The following is a 17,154-nucleotide window of genomic DNA, read 5'->3' as shown; positions in this document are numbered from 1 at the left end:
CTAAAGCTCAGCAACTGCTCGTTCAACAACTTCTTCAGGGGTTCCTGACCATAGCATTTGCCCACCATTTTCTTCACTTTTTTGCAAATGAATTAAAAATTCAATATTGCCTTTGCCACCTTTAATTGGTGAATAATCAAGGCCTAGCACGTTAAAGCCTATTTCACGCGCTTTTTCGATGGTATGTTCAATTACATTGCAATGAACCTGGTGGTCATGAACAATTCCGTGTTTACCAACATTTTCTGGCCCCGCTTCAAATTGAGGCTTAATTAGGCAAACAGCATCACAATCATTTTTAAGAATGTCGTACATTGGCAGCATAATTAGATCAAGTGAAATAAAAGAAACGTCAGTCATCGCAAAATCAGGTAATCCCTGGGTAAAATCTTCAGGTTTACTAAAACGGAAATTTTGCTTTTCCATGACCACAACGCGTTTGTCATCTCGCAACTGCCAAGCCAACTGATTGTATCCTACGTCAAGTGCATACACCATTTTGGCGTGGTTCTGTAGTGCAACATCTGTAAAACCACCGGTAGAAGCTCCAATATCAAGACATATTTTATCTGTTAAATCAATTTCGAACGATTCAAGGGCTTTTTCGAGCTTAAAACCACCACGTGAGACATATTTTTTATCCGACTTTTTAATATAAAAATGTTCATCTTCAGGAAAACTTGTTCCACTCTTATCAATCCGCTGATGATTGTGATCCGAAACCAAACCAGCCATAATTGCTCGCTGTGCCTGAGTTCGAGAGTTAAAAAGTCCTTGTTTAGCTAATAGTACGTCAGCTCTTTCTTTCATTTTTTAGAGCACCTTTTGATATAAATCTAGAAAACCAGTTAAAACTCCATTGTTAAGACTCGTTAAATTTGCTTTTGCCTCAGCAATTAATTTGGTTAGTTCTCTTCTACTTTGTTCAATACCAAGAATTGTTAAAGTATTGTTCTTACCATTTTCTTGGTCCTTGTGAGTTGCTTTTCCAGCCTCTTTACTAGTTTGAACGACATCAACTAAATCATCATAAATTTGGTATGCTCGACCAAAATTATCGGCAAATTTAATTAGATTTGTCTTACTATTTTCATCTGCTCCCGCATATACAGCACCCATTTTGACACAAGCTTCAATCAAGCAACCTGTTTTTAACCATTCCATTCGATCAATTAAAACTTCGTCATCAGCCACACTTGCATTATTGGTTGAGTCAATGTCAAGATATTGTCCTCCAACCATGCCGTTGGGTCCAACTGCTGAGGTAATAATTTCAACCAATTCATAGGACTTGCTGCCTTCTGCAATCCATTGAATTCCTAATGGAAGCAATGCGTCTCCAGCCAATATTGCTTCAGCTTCACCCCATTTTTTATGACTGGTTAATTTGCCACGGCGATAATCATCATTATCCATCGCAGGTAAATCATCATGAATCAAAGAATACGTGTGGATTAGTTCGATACCACAAGCAATTTGAACTTCAGAATTCGTAATGTCCTTATTTAAAGAATCTAAGGTAGCCAGAAACAATAAGGGCCGCAGTCTTTTACCACCAGCCATTACTGAATAGGTCATAATTTGACTTATTTTTTTGTCATCAACGTCTTGTTTTAAATGTTCCTCTAAATATTGATCAATTTTGGGTGTCCATTTTTTTCTAAATTCTACAAAATTCATATTACTCTTCCGGTGCTGCAGCGTCATTTGGATCTAATTGATGTTCTGTACCATCACTATCAATTAATTTGGCAACAGTCTCCTCTGCTTCCGTTAAACGTTTGTTTAAGTCCTTACTCAGTTTTACTCCAGTTTGAAATTCAGTCAATGCATCTTCTAAGGCTACATTACCATTTTCAAGGTTGCTAACAATTTTTTGTAATTCATTTAATTCTTCTTCGAAGTTATTTTTCTTAGTTGCCATTTTCGTTTCTCCTAACTGCTTTTACAACAGCCTGTGCTTTACCATCTTTAAAATTAATGTTTATTTCATTATTCTTCTTCAATTGATCTACAGAAGTAATTGTCTTCTGCGTATCATCAGTTACATAAGCATAACCACGATCAAGCGTCATTAAGGGACTGTAGTCGTTCAATTGCTGACCGGCTTGAGCCAAATGATGCCTTTTTTCGCGTAAAAGCGTCTGCATATTGGAAACCAGTTTTTGGTAGAAAAAGTTCTCTTGTTGAAGCACTTGCTCAATTTTCTTTTCTGGATTCACACCAACTAGCTTTTGCTTTGTAAGTTGATATTGTTGTCTTTGCCGCTCAAGTAGATGAATCATGCTACTGTGAAGCCGCTCACGTAATAAATCGACGGTTTGGGCCTGCTCGTCATATAGTCTGGCCGGTTCTCTCATAATGACCGAATTGTTAATACGATTCAAATATTCACGTCTAACTCGAATAATATTCTGCATACTTGCCAATAGGCTGCTTTGTAATTGATGAATATTAGTTAATTCATCAGGCAAGTTAGGAGTTGCATATTCAGCTGCAGCAGTGGGTGTTGCAGCACGGGCATCAGCCACCAAATCACACAAGGTAGTATCAGTTTCATGACCAACTGATGAAATAACCGGCATACTCATATCATAAACTTGCCGAACCACTTTTTCTTCATTAAAAGGCCACAAATCTTCAAGCGAGCCACCACCTCTACCAATAATCATGACATCATATTTGTCACCATAACTGGTAATTTGTTTCATTGCTTCCACCAAAGAATCTGCAGCACGATCTCCTTGAACTTGAGCAGGAAATAAATCAACTTCGGCATGAGGAAATCTGCGATTGACAGTAACCAAAATATCATGAATTACTGCTCCGGAAGCACTTGTAACTACTGCAATATGATCTGGAAACTTTGGCAATGGCCTCTTATGGGCTTCATCAAACAAACCTTCGTCAGATAATTTTCTTTGCAATTGTTTTAACTGCTCATATAGTGCCCCAAGACCAGCAGGTTCCATTGATTCGGCATAAAACTGGTAGGTTCCCTGAGGACCATATACACTTACATAACCCGAAATATAGACCTTCATACCCTCTTCAGGCTTGAATTTAACCTTATCAAAATATGAACGGAACATTACCACATTTATTTTGGACTTTTCATCTTTCAACGAAAAATATTGATGAGAATTTCTGCGATAGCGAAAATTAGACAGTTCACCTTGAAGAAAAACTTTATGCAAATACGGATCATTTTTGAACTTCTGTGTAATATAGTAATTCAGATCCGTAACTGTAAGATACTTATTATCTGCCATTTTTTCTCCTTGTTAGTTTAACAACTTGCTCCATCAATGATTCTACAGTTAAAGGACCAATTCCTCCAGGGACTGGCGTAATAAAGCTCACTTTAGGTTTAACCAAAGCAGTATTAACATCCCCAACAGTTTGATTGTTAACTCTATTAATGCCAACATCGATCACCACTGCATTTTCTTTGACCATCTCTGGCGTAATCAAGTTAGCGTGTCCAACAGCTGAAACAAGTATATCGGCATTTTTGGTATATTCAGCAAGCTGTTTTGTTTTTGAATGCAAAATAGAAACTGTCGCATCTCGTTCTAGCATTAAAGCAGCTAATGGCTTGCCAACAATACTACTACGACCGATGATTACCACTTTTTTGCCATGTAACTTAATTTGATAGTGATCAAGTAATGCCAATACACCATGAGCTGTTGCAGGTTCGACATAATGGTCACCGCGCCATAAGCGGCCTACATTACTCGGCGTCAAACAATCGACATCTTTTTCTGAATCGATATGTTCCAATGCTTCATTGAGGTTAATTTGCGGTGGGACCGGTAACTGGATCATAATACCGTAAACTTTTTTATCCTGATTTAACCGATCAATCAGAGTCAACAAAGACTGCTGACTCTGTGTTTTAGGCAGTTGATAGACTTTTTGAACAATTCCAATTTCATCTGCTCGCCTTTTTTTAGTTTTAATATAGAGCTTACTACTTGGATCATCACCAATATTAATTACGCAAAATAATGGAACTATTCCCTGACTTTTTAATTCACTAACCTGTGTCTTTAGTATAGCCGCGCGCTCATCAGCTAAGTTCTTTCCATCTAGAAATTGACCCATTAGTTTATTCCTTTTTTAAAAAAATAGCCGGCTATCAAGCCGACTATTAATTATTTTTGGATGAAATTTGCCAAAATACCGTTAATAAACGGTTTAGTTTTTGGATCTGCAAACTCATCACATAAGTTCAAAGCTTCATTGACCGCTGCTTTAGGCTCAATTTCATCGCTATATTTAATTTCAAATAGAGCTATTTCTAAAATAGCCAGCGAAATTTGGTCAATTCGATCAATACGCCAGTTTTTCTTCAGATAAGAAGCAAGCTGACCTTTTAGCTCGTCCCGCTTTTCAATCACACCTTCAATTAAAGTCTTTGAATAAGCAGAAAGTTCTTTTAAATCAAGCATTGCAACGGTTTTTGCCTCAACTTCAGCAGGTGTATACTTTAAATCTTGATTAGCTAAATATACAGCCTGCATTGCAACTCTACGACTCTCGTGTTGATTCATTTTTATCCTTTTCATCAATGTCAGAGAAAAGTTGAGAGGTACCACTATCATCCTGCTCTTCTTCCTCTGGGAATACTAGACCGATTACATGGACATTAATTTCCTTGAGAGTCAGATCAGTCATTTGAAGCACTTGCTGTCTTAATGACTTTTGAAGATCCTTTGCGATTTTTGGAACATTACAGCCAGCTTCAAGACCAACGTAGACGTCAGCAATTAAGTCACCATCTTCGTTTACTCTGATTTCGACGCCGCGACGTAAATCTTCGCGACCTAAAACCCAGTTAATTCCAGATCTGACATTGCCATGCATTTCAGCCACACCGTCAACTTTTTCGGCAGCAATGCCCATAATAACTTCAAGAACACTAGGATCTATTTCAATTTCTTCACCGTTATTTTTATCATCTAAGACAATTTTTGAACTATCTGCCATTTTGTTTACCTCAAAAAACTATTTATTTGCGCGAGATACATATGTGCCATCAACAGTATTGATAATTAATACATCGCCTTCATTAATAAAGAATGGCACGTTGACTACTAAACCTGTCTCCATTGTAGCAGGTTTACCACCACCTGAAGAAGTATCACCCTTAATATTTGGTTCAGTTTTTGAAACCGCTAATTCAACCGTGTTAGGTAATTGAATTCCTAATGTCTTACCATCATGCATAATTACACTAACATCCATGTTTTCCTTTAAATACTTAGCTTCATCAGTAATTTGTTCATTTGGAATTGCTAACTGATCATAAGTAGTTGTATCCATGAAAACATAGTTTGAACCATCGTTATAAAGGTATTGCATACCCTTTGTTTGAATTTCCGCAGTTTCAACTTTAGCAGTGGAACGGAATGTATATTCTTGAACTGCACCAGTGTTTAAGCTCTTTAACTTGGAACGAACAAAGGCACTACCTTTACCAGGTTTAACATGTTGGAACTCAACGATGCGCCATAAGTCGTTATTGTACTTGATGGTCAAACCATTTTTAAACTCGTTAACTGAAATCATTGTCATATTAAGAACCTCATCTCCATACTAATATCTTACCAATTAACACGTGATTTTACTATAAATAATCTCTAACTTTATAAAGAAATTAACTCATCCTTAGGTAAAGTAGATAAAGTCTCCGGCGAATTGTCGTGAACAAGAATATCATCTTCAATTCTAACCCCACCTTTATTAGGAAGGTAAATTCCGGGCTCGACAGTATGAACCATATTATTTACCAATTCTTGCTTACCAAATGGTAACGCCGGTTGACAGAGTTCGTGAATCTCTAAGCCGATTCCGTGCCCAATGCCATGACCAAAGTACTGACCATAGCCTTGTTCAGTGATATAGTCGCGGGCAGCATGGTCAACATCACTACCTTGATTGCCTACTACTGCTGCTTCGATACCACGTCTTTGAGCTTCATGAACAATTTCATAAATTTTTTGCATTTCTTGATCAACTTTGCCAACTGCTACAGTCCGCGTAATGTCAGCTGCGTAACCATTATAAAAGGCACCAAAGTCAATTACAACCATGTCGCCATCTTCAATTACTTTATCGCTTGCAACTCCGTGTGCCCAAGCTGAGCGCACGCCAGAAGCAATAATTGTATCAAAGCTCGGACCATCGCCTCCATTAACTTTAAAGAGGTAATCAAGTTTGGCACCAATATTACGCTCAATTGCCCCTGGCTTTACTAAAGGTAGAATTTCATTGAAGCTATCCATTGAAATATTAATCGCACGACGGAGCATCTCAATTTCCAGCGGATCTTTGACGTTTCTAACTCGTTCAACTAGTTCTTCACAAAGTTCAAAATCAATTTCTGGATTAAGCTCTTGCAAAGTAAATAATTCAGTTGCTGAAACAAATTCCCCTTCAACCAAGACTTTTTTCAGATTAGCCTTTTTTAACTGATCAGATATTTCTTGATCCTGGTTGCCATGCTTCATAATAACAGTCATTTCACCAGGAGCCTGAGCCTTTATTTGACCCGCAAAACGCGAATCTGATAGTAAAATCCGATCACCTGCAGCTGTCAAAATCAACTGTGCTTCTTCACCAGTAAAATTAGTCAAATAACGATAGTTAGCTTGATTAAAAATGAGTATAGCATCTGCATTTTTTCCTTTTATTAAATTAGCTACTTCTGTAATACGCCTATTCAGTAGACTTAATAATTCATTTTTTTCAGCCATCTTTTTTCTCCTATGTAAAGTTTGACTATATTTTACTGCTAAAAACTATTTATAGATCATAACGTATTTTTTAACACAGAAAAAGACGAGAAGCACATGCTTTTCGTCTTCTTAATTAAGAACTAAATTACTTAGCTTCTTCTTCAACTGGGATAACAGAAACTTGCTTTCTGTACTTATCCTTACGTTCAAACTTAACTACACCATTTACTAATGCAAATAATGTGTCATCTCCACCTTGACCAACGTTCTTGCCAGGGTGAATCTTAGTACCACGTTGACGATAGATAATCGTACCTGCGTGAATTGTTTGACCGTCTGCAGCCTTAGCGCCTAAACGACGACCAGCTGAATCACGGCCGTTAGCAGTAGAACCTCCACCCTTGTGGTGGGCAAATAATTTAAGATTTAAAATATTCATAATTGTTTCACCTCTAGTTTAATTCAATTTTTTCAATTGTAACCTTAGTATAAGGTTGACGGTGACCATATTTTGAATGTGAGTGCTTCTTAGGCTTGTACTTGAAAGTAACAACTTTCTTTTCCTTACCTTGCTTCTCAACCTTAGCAACAACCTTGGCGCCATCAACTAAAGGTGCACCAACCTTAACGTTATTGCCGTCAGAAGTTAAGATTACTTCATCAAAAGTAACTTCCTTACCTTCTTCAACGTCAAGCTTTTCAACAAAAACACTATCGCCTTCAGCAACTTTGTATTGCTTTCCGCCGGTTTTAATAATTGCGTACATTTACTGCCCTCCAAAAATTTACTTAGACTCGCCAATTGAGGTGTTTCTTGATAGAAAACTTCTAACCACAAAATGTGCGGTTGCAGATGTGAAGGTCTCCACAAATACAACTCCTATATAGTACTACTTCAAACAAAAATTGGCAATAAAAATCCAACTAATTAAGCCTTAAATTTGCCACTTTCCACCGTGAACTTTTGCTACGTTTTCTGTCACGATGAAGGCTTCATTATCAATTTCACGTATTTTAGCTACTAATTGACCATATTCATTGGTATCAACTACAATTACAAGCTGTTGTTTGTCTTTATCGGTGTAGCCACCAACAACGTTGAAGACTGTTAAACCTTCATAGTCATTTTGTAGCATATCACGAACCTGATCCAACTTATTATTGCTCATGATTCTAACCTGGTATTTCTTATCAAAACCAGTTTCTGTATATCGCATTGTAATTGTTGTAATTACCTGCGAGAAAGCAGCAAGTAAGAATGCTTCCGTTCCATCAACAAAAATGTTTAAGACAATTATAGTCATATCAATTGCCATCAGTGACATAGCAGGATCGATATAAAAGTACTTTTTGATAATAAGTGGTGGAATTGTTGTTCCTCCAGATGAGGCATTGATGCGATAAAGCATTGATACCCCGATTCCCATTAGAACACCGCCATAAATTACTGCAAGCATATTATTAGTAGTTAGCTTCATGCTTGGCGTGACTGCCATTAAAATTGGCAGCAGCATACTACCGAGAGTCACTTTTTTCAAAGTTTCCTTGCCAAGAAAAATGACTGCCAAAATGAGCATAATTAAATTGACAATAAAAACTGTTATTGATCGATTAATGCCCCAAACGGCGTCTACAAGAATTGAAATTCCTGTTGATCCTCCTGCTGCTACATTAATTGGTGCATAGAAGAAGTTAATTGCAATTGTTATAATCTCAAGTCCAGCCAAGAAAAATAACCAATATTGCCATGTGTGTTTGTGCTTTATGTTTTTCATCTCATCTTCCTTCCATAAAAAATTGTTATTTAATATAATACAAGAAAATAACTAATATACGCAAGAAATAAGTCTTTTTGCCCCCTAAATTATCAAAAACTTATAGATTTAATTGATCTTGTTATTTGCTTTTTCATATTGAATGGTTTGATTACCCTCATATGCTGGTAATCCTTTGCCAGCACGATATAGCGCACGTTCAAATGATTGATAGCCCTTACTTGAACTAACCGCGAATTTGACATTGTATTTACTTGCAAATTCACTGATATTCCAAGCACTATCGTGAGCAGCAAATGCGGTCACCAAAATAACTATATCTAAATCTTTTATTTGGTTCTCAATAACTTTTTTCTTTCCCTGAAAGGCATCTACTGGAATCGGAATTCCATTATAACGAGTTACGATGCCCTCTAATAATGCTTCGTTTTGATTATCTCCTACCGCAATACCGACTCTTTGGTAATGAAGATCTAAAACTAATTTAGGTAACTCAGTTGCCTGCGTTTCAACTTTATCTTTCTTCTTCTTAACGTGAGTCGCTTTCTGCGGCTGTTCAAGCTGGTAAACCCAGCGAATTTGAATAGCGTCAGCCGGGCTTTTCTTCAACCTAACATCCCCGTCATACCAAGCTAAATCAACAATTGAGCCATCAACCAATTGAATATTATCATCCCAATATTTGCTTGAATCTATTGGTAATAAAACGGTCTTGCCGCGAATACGTAGTTTTTGCCCCTGAGCATTGCGGCTGATTGACAAGTGCCCTGGTCTCCCCTGTACAACGGCATATTTAAAAGTAGAAATCGTATCAACTTCCATTTTCGATAACTTGCGAAAGCCAACAACACGTAAAATTTCAGCTTCATAATGCGGATTATTTTCTTCCGGTAAGGCTTCGACAATATCACCACTTTTTAAATTCAAAGAGTGAATTTGCGATTCCTTCATTGTATAAACAATTCTGTTACCATCATCGACTAAATCACATCCAGATAAAAGTCTAACAACTGTATAGCGCTTACCTTTTCGATAATCCTTTTTTGGTTTTTCCTTTTTCTCAAGCGCTTGCTCAAAGATTTTTTGATTGACTTGCTCATTCGAAGTTTTAGACAAATTGACATTCTTTTTAAGATCAATCAGGTTATCCCTGAATTTTTTGTCAACTTGTGGTGTCATTGTCAGTTTCTGAATTGCCGATAAAGCGGTGTTTTTTGCCTGAACATCACCTGGTGTCCGGAGCAATTTAGTGAGACTGGTCAAAAGCATATTTACTTGATTTAAATCAAGTTCAATCGAACTTTTCCTTTTTTCTTTTGGTATTGCTTGATCACCATCTGTCATGCCTAAAATCAACTTAATTGCTGCTAGACCATTTCGTAAGCTTTTCTCATCGCCAGTAGTCTGATTTAAAATTCTTTTTATATTATTCCGGTAATCAAACATTTTAATCTCCAACTTTTTTCTAATCTCTATCTTTAATAGTATAGCAAACAAAAAAAGCCTAGCATAACAACTAGACCTTTAATGAAATATCTAAAATGCTCCACCACCGGAACCGCCGCCAAAGCCGCCTGATGAACCGGAACCAAATGAACCACTTGAAACACTACTTGAACCAGCAGCAATTCCGTTTCTAAAGCAGGTATTGAAGTTTTCAGCAAAACTATTTTTACCACTATTAGCCAGAAAACCATAGAAGAATAAATCACTATTATTTAACTCATCCTGGTTAAATTCAATTTTAAGTTCTTTCATTACCTTCTTAGCTAGGCCAAAAGAAACTGCATAAGGTAAAATATCTTCCCACAAGATTAAATCGCCAACTTCTTTCATATTGAAACGACCAATGTCTTTCAACATCTTCTTAAAGCTACGTACCTTGTCAACTTCAAGTGCACCCTTCTTGGAATACAGATTGATCTGGTTTTTGTCCCTGTACATACCTATAGTACCAATGACAAAAAGTAGTCCTGCAACAATAATAACTGGCCAGAAATACTTGCGGGTAAATAACAAGGCGAGACCTGCTGCAACCAAACTAGCAATTCTCAAACCAAGAATTATCCTGTTACTGCGTTTCTTCTTTAACAATAACTCCTCAGGCATGTATTGGTCTTTATCAGCTGAATAGAATTGGTCATCAGCCCAGTCATCAAAACTACGTCCCAACTTTTTACCACGTGCTTTTTTCAATTCTTTTGTAGTAAAACTTGTTCCATCCCCAATTTCATTAAAAAGCATCCACATAAGGGTACTTTCATGTGCAACATTCTCATCGATTAAAGAAATACGATAATAGGTTGTCTTTAACTTACTCTTGTAATCTTCAATTTTAATTTTCTTATGAATAGCAAGCTCCATTAAGTAAGCAGTAAAAGCCTTACTATCGGGAACTTTAGCAGTATCAAGAATTTGAGCAATCACTGGATTGGCATCAGGTATTTCATAATCGTGACTTAACTCACTAGTCTTTTTAGGCTTATAGCCTATCTTCTGTGTGGTAAAGCCTTTAAAAATAGAAAGGATTCCCGTCACAACACTGACTAAAACAAGAACTAGACTAATCATCAAATTTTTCTTTTGTTTAGCGTTACTTTGCGCTGCTAATTTCTTTTCTTGTTTAAGAACGGCCTGTTTATGATTGACATTTTTTACATTTTTATTTTTAGGCGTTACGCTTAATGGAAAAATGGTATGGACTTCAATTCCCGTATGACCACCCAAATTATCAGCAGTCATGATAATTTTGCCATCTTGAGGATCAACTTCAAGCTTACCATCAAGTGGGCCATGGGCCCAAGCCTTCAAGTCCTTAACTGGACCAGGAAAAATCACACTGGCTTTTACTTTTTTTAATCTTGTATCCCAGCCATTACCAATAATCATAAAGTTTAATTCAGCAATATCGCGATAATTAGTAATTGCATTGGTAATTTGGTAGGCGTAAGTTACAGTGAAATGTTCATGCTTTTCTCTAACAACATGAGGCACTATCATTTCATAGCCGTGTTCACTTTTACGAAGCGTAAAATCGGTCGAATTAAGCGTTGGTGCATCATTGGCCTTGGTCGTTATCTTGACATGCTTAATCTTTTGATTAGGCTCAAGATTTTGACGATAAAAAACGCCGTTAGCAGTTGATTGAAATTCATAATCAATTCTGCGTTTTATCGTTAATGAGCCATCCGGATTTACTTTAGAAGTAACCTGGTTGTTTTGAATATCATATTTAACTTCAACTTCTGCCTTCGCTTTTTGCGGCATAGCAAAACAAAATAGCAAAACACTTATAAGAGGAAGTATTTTTAACAGCTTTCTTCTCATACTTTTTCTACCTTTTCCTTAGTTTATTGGTTTAATTATACAGATTATTACTATATAAAACACTACCCTATATAAATTTATTTAAAGTACCACAATTATTATGGAAGATTTGAAAATTAGTGGTTGCAATTAGACATCTTTTTTTCTATAATAATTACTGTTCTTGCGCGGCAAGCGTAAATTCAATGGTCTGGTAGCTCAGCTGGATAGAGCAACGGTCTTCTAAACCGTGGGTCGTGAGTTCGAATCTCACCCGGATCACTTTTTGAAGCCACCTTTACAATTTGTAAGGGTGGCTTTTTCGTAAACCAGAATGACTACTAGCAAAAAGGGCCTCAACTTTAAGTTGAGGCCCTTTTGATTTGTAAATCACTTAATAACTTAATTGTCTTTGAGTTTTGAAATCAGATTTTCTTGACGCTTAGGATTAATACGGTAGTATGCCGAAGAAATACCTAAGAAAGTTAAAATGACTGTACCGACAATTAGCCAGAGGACACTTTCAATGTGAAGCTCGCCTAAGAACTCATATAAAGATGAGACCATCTTAAGCCAACCACCAAGTGACACAAAGTACCAAGCCGTAGCTTTGTCAATAAAACTCATCGCAGTTCTCAAATCTGATTCATTCTTGATAATGTCACCTAAAATTTTCACTGCACGTTTTTTCTCAAGATAAATCTTAACTATTGGTGCAATCCAATAAAGCGGTGAGATTTTCGGTTGTGATTTACTAGACTGATTAAATTCGGTCAAAAACCACTTATAATCATAAAGCTCCATCAATCCCTGATATAAAGGAAAAGAAAAGAGCAACCAGTCACCCAAAAAGCTAATAAAATTAATAAACGTAGATATTTTAATCACTTCTCCTTTTTCTCAAACCTGATTATGGAAAATCCATAATGCAATTACTGAATATTTTAGTTCAACAAAGGTGTCCTTAACAAGTATTAAATAGTTTATTTTTTAGGAATTATTTTCTATTTATGATTAGTACTTAGTATTTACACTAAATATTTTATTTTTAATTTTGCTTGCTTTTTAAAATTTAGTTTAGTATGATATTGATTAAATATTTATGAGAGGTACGGATTATTATGACAAACATAAAAACTAATCTAACACCAGTTAAATATTATTTTTGGTACTTTAGTGAATGATCTGAGTGCCTAATTTGTATTGTCTTAGACACACAGTTCAAATAAAATGCTGTGTGTCGTAGCTTAAGTGCTTCTTCTCGAGTAATGCTCACACAGCGATTGACTGTGTGAGTTTTTTATTTCGGGAGAAAAGAATGAAAATTTTAAAAAGAATTACCTTAGATACGCTTAATGGCCTATCCACAGGAATAGTAGTCGCGTTAATTCCAGGCGCTTTAGTTAGTCAATTAATTAAAGTACTCCTACCCATGTTTCCTCAACTAGGATTCATTCTTACCTTTACTACTTTTGCTTCTTCACTTCTACCTGCAATTAGTGCCGTTTGTGTTGGTATGACTGGTAAGTTGACCCCTATCCAAACTTCATCCATTGCACTTGCAGCTACTGCTGCAGCTGGTAACTTTACGATTCAAAACGGTAAAGTTGTGGTAATCGGCAGCGGCGACGTAATTAATGTCGCAGTCACGATCATGGTTGCCTACGCATTAGTCCTGTTTTTAGGTAAAAAGTTAAAGGCATACACAATTTTACTTGTCCCCCTAATTGTTTTGGTAGTTGCAGGTGGAATTGGAAGTCTCACCAGAATTCCAATAAGTGCATTTACGAGAATAATTGGTTTAGGAATTGAACATCTAACATCACTGCAACCAATTCTAATGGGAACACTGATGGGAATTGTTTTTGCAATCCTTGTCGTTTCACCTATTTCATCTGTCGGCATCGCAACTGCAATTAGTATTCACGGTATCGCGGCTGGTTCTGCCAATTTGGGAATTACTGCTGCAGCTTTTGCCCTAGCAATTTTTGGTTGGAAAGTAAATTCATTCGGTACCTCAATTGCGCATTTTTTGGGTTCACCAAAAATGCAGATGGCAAACCTACTTACTCAACCCAAGCTGTTGATTCCACTTGCAGTTAACGCTGGAATTATGGGTGCTTTAGGCGCAATCTTTGGAATTGTTGGTAATCCAATGAGTGCTGGATTCGGTTTCTCCGGTTTGATCGGACCAGTTGCTGCTATGACCGGCCGACAAGCTAATTTTGCTAACATTGCTTTAATTACAATCCTCTTTTTCATTTTACCGATTGCACTTGGAATTATTGCCAACTACTTATTATCGGTTAAAACCCACTTTTTCACTGGCAAAGATTTCGAATTAGATTTTGAATAAAAATGACTTAGCCTATATATTTTCTATTTAATTAATCACTGCTATAATAAGTGCCAAGATGATTAAGAAAAGGAAATAATAATGATTAATTTTTATGGTTATAAACGTTGTTCAACTTCTAGAAGTGCACAAAAATGGCTTCAAGATCATAATGTTGACTTCACTTTTCAAGATTTAGTTGAGCAACCTCCTCGAAAAGAAGATCTTGTTAAGTGGATGACAATGCACCAAGATCGAGGGTTAAAATATTTCTTTAATACTCATGGTCAAGACTACCGCAAGTTGAACTTAAAAGAGCGCGTTCCAGAAATGTCAATTGAAGAGGCTGCCGATATGATGTCGAAGAACGGTAAACTAATTAAACGCCCACTAGTTGTTGAGGGTGAAAAACTAACTTGTGGCTTTAAAGAAGATTTATATAAAAAAACTTGGCTGTAAAAACGGATGTAAAAATCCGTTTTTTATTTATCCTCTTTTTAAACTTTCGTAACATCTCAAGAACAGGTAAAATAAGAAAATAATAAGGAGGACAAGATGAAATATAACCAGTATGCATATGTTGAAACAAAATTAGAAACGCAAGTTAAAGAACTACTACAAATTAAATTTTTGCCTGCTAACTATCAGGATCTATCTTTTGCGCAACTATTAGCCGAAATGGTAGAAAATTGTCGGGCTGAAGTTCAGCCCAATGATGAAAATGCTCGTGCTACAAAACTAAATGAATTTGCTGTTTCACCTACACAAACCTTGGCAGCTTTCTTGGATACAAAACCAGAAGAAATTTCATTGATTGAATTTTACAATATCGCTTTACAGTTATTGGACTACCGTGTTCATTATGACTACGACCTAAATGATCCCTGCAAGACAATGAAAAAGCAAGCTTTGCCAATGGTCGACAGTATTAGTAATAAAGAAGAACTAATTAGTGCCTTTTACCGATTACTAAGTACGCGTACCAAAAACGGTCAGCTGCTAATCGATGTAATGGCTGGCAAAGGCTATTTTTATAACCGTAAAAATGAATTGCCTACTAACCAGTTTGTCTTCTTGAACGGTAAAAGCTTACCAGTATTTGACACTAGCAAAGTAATTCGAGAAGTTGTTTATGTTGAAAGTGATCTAGATACTGATGGCGACGGCCAATCCGACTTACTTCAAGCAACTATTTTTCGTCCTTTCGAAAGTGAAAAAATGCCTGTTCCAGCCTTGTATACAGCTAGTCCCTACTTTGGTGGAATTATTGACAACGAAAAACGTAACCATAATGTTGACGAAAATCTGACGGATGCTACTGAATGGACAAATCCACAGTACGAGCCATCTGCTGTAGTCAAAGCGAGAAAACCTAGTGATGAAAATACTTCTTCTGCAACTGAAATGGCTGTCGGCAAATCTTCTTATACCCTAAATGAATATTTGTTAGCTCGCGGCTTTGCCAGTGTTTTTGCTGGTGCAATCGGTACACGAGGAAGTGATGGGCTGCGAATCACAGGTGCCCCAGAAGAAACTGAGAGTGCCAAAGAAATTATTGAATGGCTTCATGGAGGCAGAATTGCCTATACCGACCGCTCGCGAAAACATGAGATTAAAGCAGATTGGTGCAACCATAATATTGGAATGACCGGTCGCTCATATTTAGGGACTTTACAAATTGCAATCGCAACGACTGGTGTTGCTGGATTAAAGACAGTTGTCTCTGAAGCTGCTATATCTTCTTGGTATGACTACTACCGTGAACACGGCCTTGTAATCGCTCCTGAAGATTGTCAAGGTGAAGACTTAGATTTATTAGCAGAAACTTGTCAATCTAACTTACTAGATTCAGGTGACTACATTAAGATTAAGCCTAAATATGATGAAATGCAGGCTAGTCTACTAGAAAAAGAAGACCGTAAAACGGGCCAATATTCTGATTATTGGGAAAATAGAAATTACCGCCATCATACAGATAAAATCAACTGCTCTTGGATTAGCGTTCATGGCCTAAACGACTGGAACGTCAAGCCGAAAAATGTCTATAAAATTTGGCAAAAAGTAAAAGACTTACCGGCTGAGCATCACCTATTTTTACACCAAGGACCTCATTATAATATGAATAACTTGGTATCAATTGATTTCACTGATTTAATGAATTTATGGTTTGTTCACGAATTATTGGGTATCGAAAATAATGCCTATAATCAATGGCCAACTGTCATGATTCAAGACAATCTCGAGGCCGATATCTGGCACGATGAAGAGGACTGGAGCAATGACGTTGGTCAAGAAGTAGTTTACTACCCAACTGACGATGCCGAATTGCAAAAAGATGGTAACGGCAAAAAGAAGCTTGCTTTTCTTGATTTAGGTGGTAAAGATTTTAAAGCATCTAAAATTTCTGAAAGTGCTTGGCAAGATAAATTTATTGCTGGTGATGAAAAATGGGCTAAGCCTAGTCTTCGCTTTACAACAGATGAGTTTATTCACCCAGTAACTATTGTTGGGCGTCCTGAAGTAAAATTACGTGTTTCATCTAGTCTTAACAAAGGCCAAATTTCTGTTGCTCTAGTGGAACTTGGTGACCGTAAGCGTCTAACTGAAGTACCAAAATTTCTGATGCGTGATGGCCAAGAACTTGGTTTTCGTTTTGGAACAGATACATTGCAAGAATTTGTTCCTGATAAGCTATCTCATGCTAAATTAATAACCAAGGCTCACATGAATCTACAGAATTATGCGGACATGCAAAAACCTGCAGCAATTGAGCCAGGAGAATTCTATGATTTGAGCTTTGAATTACAACCTACTTACTATAAAGTTCCAGTAGGCAGCAAACTATGCTTAATTATCTATTCAACTGACCAAGGCATGACCAAACGACCACTTGAAGAAACAACTTATACGATTGATCTCGCAAAAACAGAAATCAAATTTAACGAAAAATAAATTGAAGCAAAAAGAGAACTACGGATAACCCGTAGTTCTC

General features: G+C 36.8%; 18 protein-coding genes, 1 tRNA gene and 1 other annotated feature. Of the genes, 4 read left to right on the top strand and 15 right to left on the bottom strand.

Annotated elements, in window-relative coordinates:
* From H3R21_RS00595 to H3R21_RS00530, 14 genes are all read right to left on the bottom strand, one after another.
* Window positions 1-810, bottom strand: coding sequence for a TlyA family RNA methyltransferase (locus H3R21_RS00595; protein WP_198182339.1), 810 nt, complete (start codon window positions 808-810; stop codon window positions 1-3).
* Window positions 811-813: 3 nt separating this feature from the next.
* A complete protein-coding gene (locus H3R21_RS00590; RefSeq protein ID WP_122035429.1) occupies window positions 814-1,680 on the bottom strand; it encodes a polyprenyl synthetase family protein in 867 nt (288 codons plus the stop codon).
* A gap of 1 nt (window position 1,681) precedes the next feature.
* Entirely contained in the window at window positions 1,682-1,924 is a 243-nt protein-coding gene (locus H3R21_RS00585; protein WP_046307168.1) for an exodeoxyribonuclease VII small subunit, read from the bottom strand.
* Window positions 1,914-3,272, bottom strand: a complete 1,359-nt coding sequence (gene xseA / locus H3R21_RS00580) for an exodeoxyribonuclease VII large subunit (RefSeq protein WP_198182338.1) — start codon at window positions 3,270-3,272, stop codon at window positions 1,914-1,916. The genes H3R21_RS00585 and xseA overlap by 11 nt, the downstream gene beginning before the upstream one ends.
* Window positions 3,262-4,110: a tetrahydrofolate dehydrogenase/cyclohydrolase catalytic domain-containing protein gene (locus H3R21_RS00575; RefSeq protein ID WP_198182337.1), complete on the bottom strand. Its 849-nt coding sequence runs from the start codon at window positions 4,108-4,110 to the stop codon at window positions 3,262-3,264. Before H3R21_RS00575 ends, xseA begins: the two co-directional genes overlap by 11 nt.
* A 50-nt stretch (window positions 4,111-4,160) precedes the next feature.
* The gene (gene nusB / locus H3R21_RS00570; protein WP_046307173.1) at window positions 4,161-4,559 is read right to left on the bottom strand and encodes a transcription antitermination factor NusB; all 399 of its coding nucleotides are present in this window, start codon (window positions 4,557-4,559) and stop codon (window positions 4,161-4,163) included.
* The gene (locus H3R21_RS00565; protein ID WP_046307175.1) at window positions 4,537-4,995 is read right to left on the bottom strand and encodes an Asp23/Gls24 family envelope stress response protein; all 459 of its coding nucleotides are present in this window, start codon (window positions 4,993-4,995) and stop codon (window positions 4,537-4,539) included. Before H3R21_RS00565 ends, nusB begins: the two co-directional genes overlap by 23 nt.
* 18 nt (window positions 4,996-5,013) lie before the next feature.
* Window positions 5,014-5,583, bottom strand: coding sequence for an elongation factor P (gene efp / locus H3R21_RS00560; protein WP_046307177.1), 570 nt, complete (start codon window positions 5,581-5,583; stop codon window positions 5,014-5,016).
* Window positions 5,584-5,654: 71 nt separating this feature from the next.
* Complete coding sequence (locus H3R21_RS00555) at window positions 5,655-6,764, bottom strand: Xaa-Pro peptidase family protein (protein WP_198182336.1); 1,110 nt, start codon at window positions 6,762-6,764, stop codon at window positions 5,655-5,657.
* Between the two features lie 127 nt (window positions 6,765-6,891).
* Entirely contained in the window at window positions 6,892-7,185 is a 294-nt protein-coding gene (gene rpmA, locus H3R21_RS00550) for a 50S ribosomal protein L27 (protein WP_046307181.1), read from the bottom strand.
* A 13-nt stretch (window positions 7,186-7,198) separates the two neighbouring features.
* The gene (rplU, locus tag H3R21_RS00545) at window positions 7,199-7,513 is read right to left on the bottom strand and encodes a 50S ribosomal protein L21 (protein WP_046307185.1); all 315 of its coding nucleotides are present in this window, start codon (window positions 7,511-7,513) and stop codon (window positions 7,199-7,201) included.
* A gap of 14 nt (window positions 7,514-7,527) precedes the next feature.
* Window positions 7,528-7,605 (bottom strand) — a sequence feature (ribosomal protein L21 leader region).
* A gap of 76 nt (window positions 7,606-7,681) precedes the next feature.
* Window positions 7,682-8,521 carry a YitT family protein gene (locus H3R21_RS00540; RefSeq protein ID WP_198182335.1) on the bottom strand — a complete coding sequence of 280 codons (840 nt, stop codon included), beginning with the start codon at window positions 8,519-8,521 and terminating at the stop codon, window positions 7,682-7,684.
* A gap of 108 nt (window positions 8,522-8,629) precedes the next feature.
* Complete coding sequence (locus tag H3R21_RS00535; protein WP_198182334.1) at window positions 8,630-9,967, bottom strand: DUF2325 domain-containing protein; 1,338 nt, start codon at window positions 9,965-9,967, stop codon at window positions 8,630-8,632.
* Window positions 9,968-10,057: 90 nt separating this feature from the next.
* The gene (locus H3R21_RS00530) at window positions 10,058-11,788 is read right to left on the bottom strand and encodes a DUF2207 domain-containing protein (protein ID WP_198182333.1); all 1,731 of its coding nucleotides are present in this window, start codon (window positions 11,786-11,788) and stop codon (window positions 10,058-10,060) included.
* A 247-nt stretch (window positions 11,789-12,035) separates the two neighbouring features.
* Between H3R21_RS00530 and H3R21_RS00525 the strand changes: the two genes are divergently transcribed.
* Window positions 12,036-12,109, top strand: a tRNA-Arg gene (locus tag H3R21_RS00525).
* Window positions 12,110-12,229: 120 nt separating this feature from the next.
* Here the strand turns inward: H3R21_RS00525 and H3R21_RS00520 are convergent.
* The gene (locus H3R21_RS00520) at window positions 12,230-12,715 is read right to left on the bottom strand and encodes a hypothetical protein (RefSeq protein ID WP_074425117.1); all 486 of its coding nucleotides are present in this window, start codon (window positions 12,713-12,715) and stop codon (window positions 12,230-12,232) included.
* A 430-nt stretch (window positions 12,716-13,145) separates the two neighbouring features.
* Between H3R21_RS00520 and H3R21_RS00515 the strand changes: the two genes are divergently transcribed.
* The 3 genes from H3R21_RS00515 (at window position 13,146) to H3R21_RS00505 (ending at window position 17,114) form a co-directional block, all read left to right on the top strand.
* Window positions 13,146-14,183 (top strand): PTS sugar transporter subunit IIC, encoded by a 1,038-nt coding sequence (locus H3R21_RS00515; RefSeq protein ID WP_074425115.1) that lies wholly within the window; start codon window positions 13,146-13,148, stop codon window positions 14,181-14,183.
* An 81-nt stretch (window positions 14,184-14,264) separates the two neighbouring features.
* Entirely contained in the window at window positions 14,265-14,621 is a 357-nt protein-coding gene (locus H3R21_RS00510; protein WP_198182332.1) for an arsenate reductase family protein, read from the top strand.
* A gap of 96 nt (window positions 14,622-14,717) precedes the next feature.
* Window positions 14,718-17,114, top strand: a complete 2,397-nt coding sequence (locus H3R21_RS00505) for a Xaa-Pro dipeptidyl-peptidase (protein ID WP_198182331.1) — start codon at window positions 14,718-14,720, stop codon at window positions 17,112-17,114.
* The last annotated feature ends 40 nt before the right edge of the window (window positions 17,115-17,154 follow it).

The organism is Lactobacillus sp. W8172 (genome assembly GCF_016102055.1).
Taxonomy (GTDB): Bacteria; Bacillota; Bacilli; order Lactobacillales; family Lactobacillaceae; genus Lactobacillus; species Lactobacillus apis_A.
The sequence above is the reverse complement of the archived record's forward strand: the minus strand, read 5'-3'. Positions and strand labels throughout refer to the sequence as shown.

Bases quoted from the DNA above. Each gene is read 5' to 3' on its own strand.
- H3R21_RS00595 (WP_198182339.1), bottom strand. From the start codon at position 810: ATGAAAGAAAGAGCTGACGTACTATTAGCTAAACAAGGACTTTTTAAC.
- H3R21_RS00590 (WP_122035429.1), bottom strand. From the start codon at position 1,680: ATGAATTTTGTAGAATTTAGAAAAAAATGGACACCCAAAATTGATCAA.
- H3R21_RS00585 (WP_046307168.1), bottom strand. From the start codon at position 1,924: ATGGCAACTAAGAAAAATAACTTCGAAGAAGAATTAAATGAATTACAA.
- xseA (WP_198182338.1), bottom strand. From the start codon at position 3,272: ATGGCAGATAATAAGTATCTTACAGTTACGGATCTGAATTACTATATT.
- H3R21_RS00575 (WP_198182337.1), bottom strand. From the start codon at position 4,110: ATGGGTCAATTTCTAGATGGAAAGAACTTAGCTGATGAGCGCGCGGCT.
- nusB (WP_046307173.1), bottom strand. From the start codon at position 4,559: ATGAATCAACACGAGAGTCGTAGAGTTGCAATGCAGGCTGTATATTTA.
- H3R21_RS00565 (WP_046307175.1), bottom strand. From the start codon at position 4,995: ATGGCAGATAGTTCAAAAATTGTCTTAGATGATAAAAATAACGGTGAA.
- efp (WP_046307177.1), bottom strand. From the start codon at position 5,583: ATGACAATGATTTCAGTTAACGAGTTTAAAAATGGTTTGACCATCAAG.
- H3R21_RS00555 (WP_198182336.1), bottom strand. From the start codon at position 6,764: ATGGCTGAAAAAAATGAATTATTAAGTCTACTGAATAGGCGTATTACA.
- rpmA (WP_046307181.1), bottom strand. From the start codon at position 7,185: ATGAATATTTTAAATCTTAAATTATTTGCCCACCACAAGGGTGGAGGT.
- rplU (WP_046307185.1), bottom strand. From the start codon at position 7,513: ATGTACGCAATTATTAAAACCGGCGGAAAGCAATACAAAGTTGCTGAA.
- H3R21_RS00540 (WP_198182335.1), bottom strand. From the start codon at position 8,521: ATGAAAAACATAAAGCACAAACACACATGGCAATATTGGTTATTTTTC.
- H3R21_RS00535 (WP_198182334.1), bottom strand. From the start codon at position 9,967: ATGTTTGATTACCGGAATAATATAAAAAGAATTTTAAATCAGACTACT.
- H3R21_RS00530 (WP_198182333.1), bottom strand. From the start codon at position 11,788: ATGCCGCAAAAAGCGAAGGCAGAAGTTGAAGTTAAATATGATATTCAA.
- H3R21_RS00515 (WP_074425115.1), top strand. From the start codon at position 13,146: ATGAAAATTTTAAAAAGAATTACCTTAGATACGCTTAATGGCCTATCC.
- H3R21_RS00510 (WP_198182332.1), top strand. From the start codon at position 14,265: ATGATTAATTTTTATGGTTATAAACGTTGTTCAACTTCTAGAAGTGCA.
- H3R21_RS00505 (WP_198182331.1), top strand. From the start codon at position 14,718: ATGAAATATAACCAGTATGCATATGTTGAAACAAAATTAGAAACGCAA.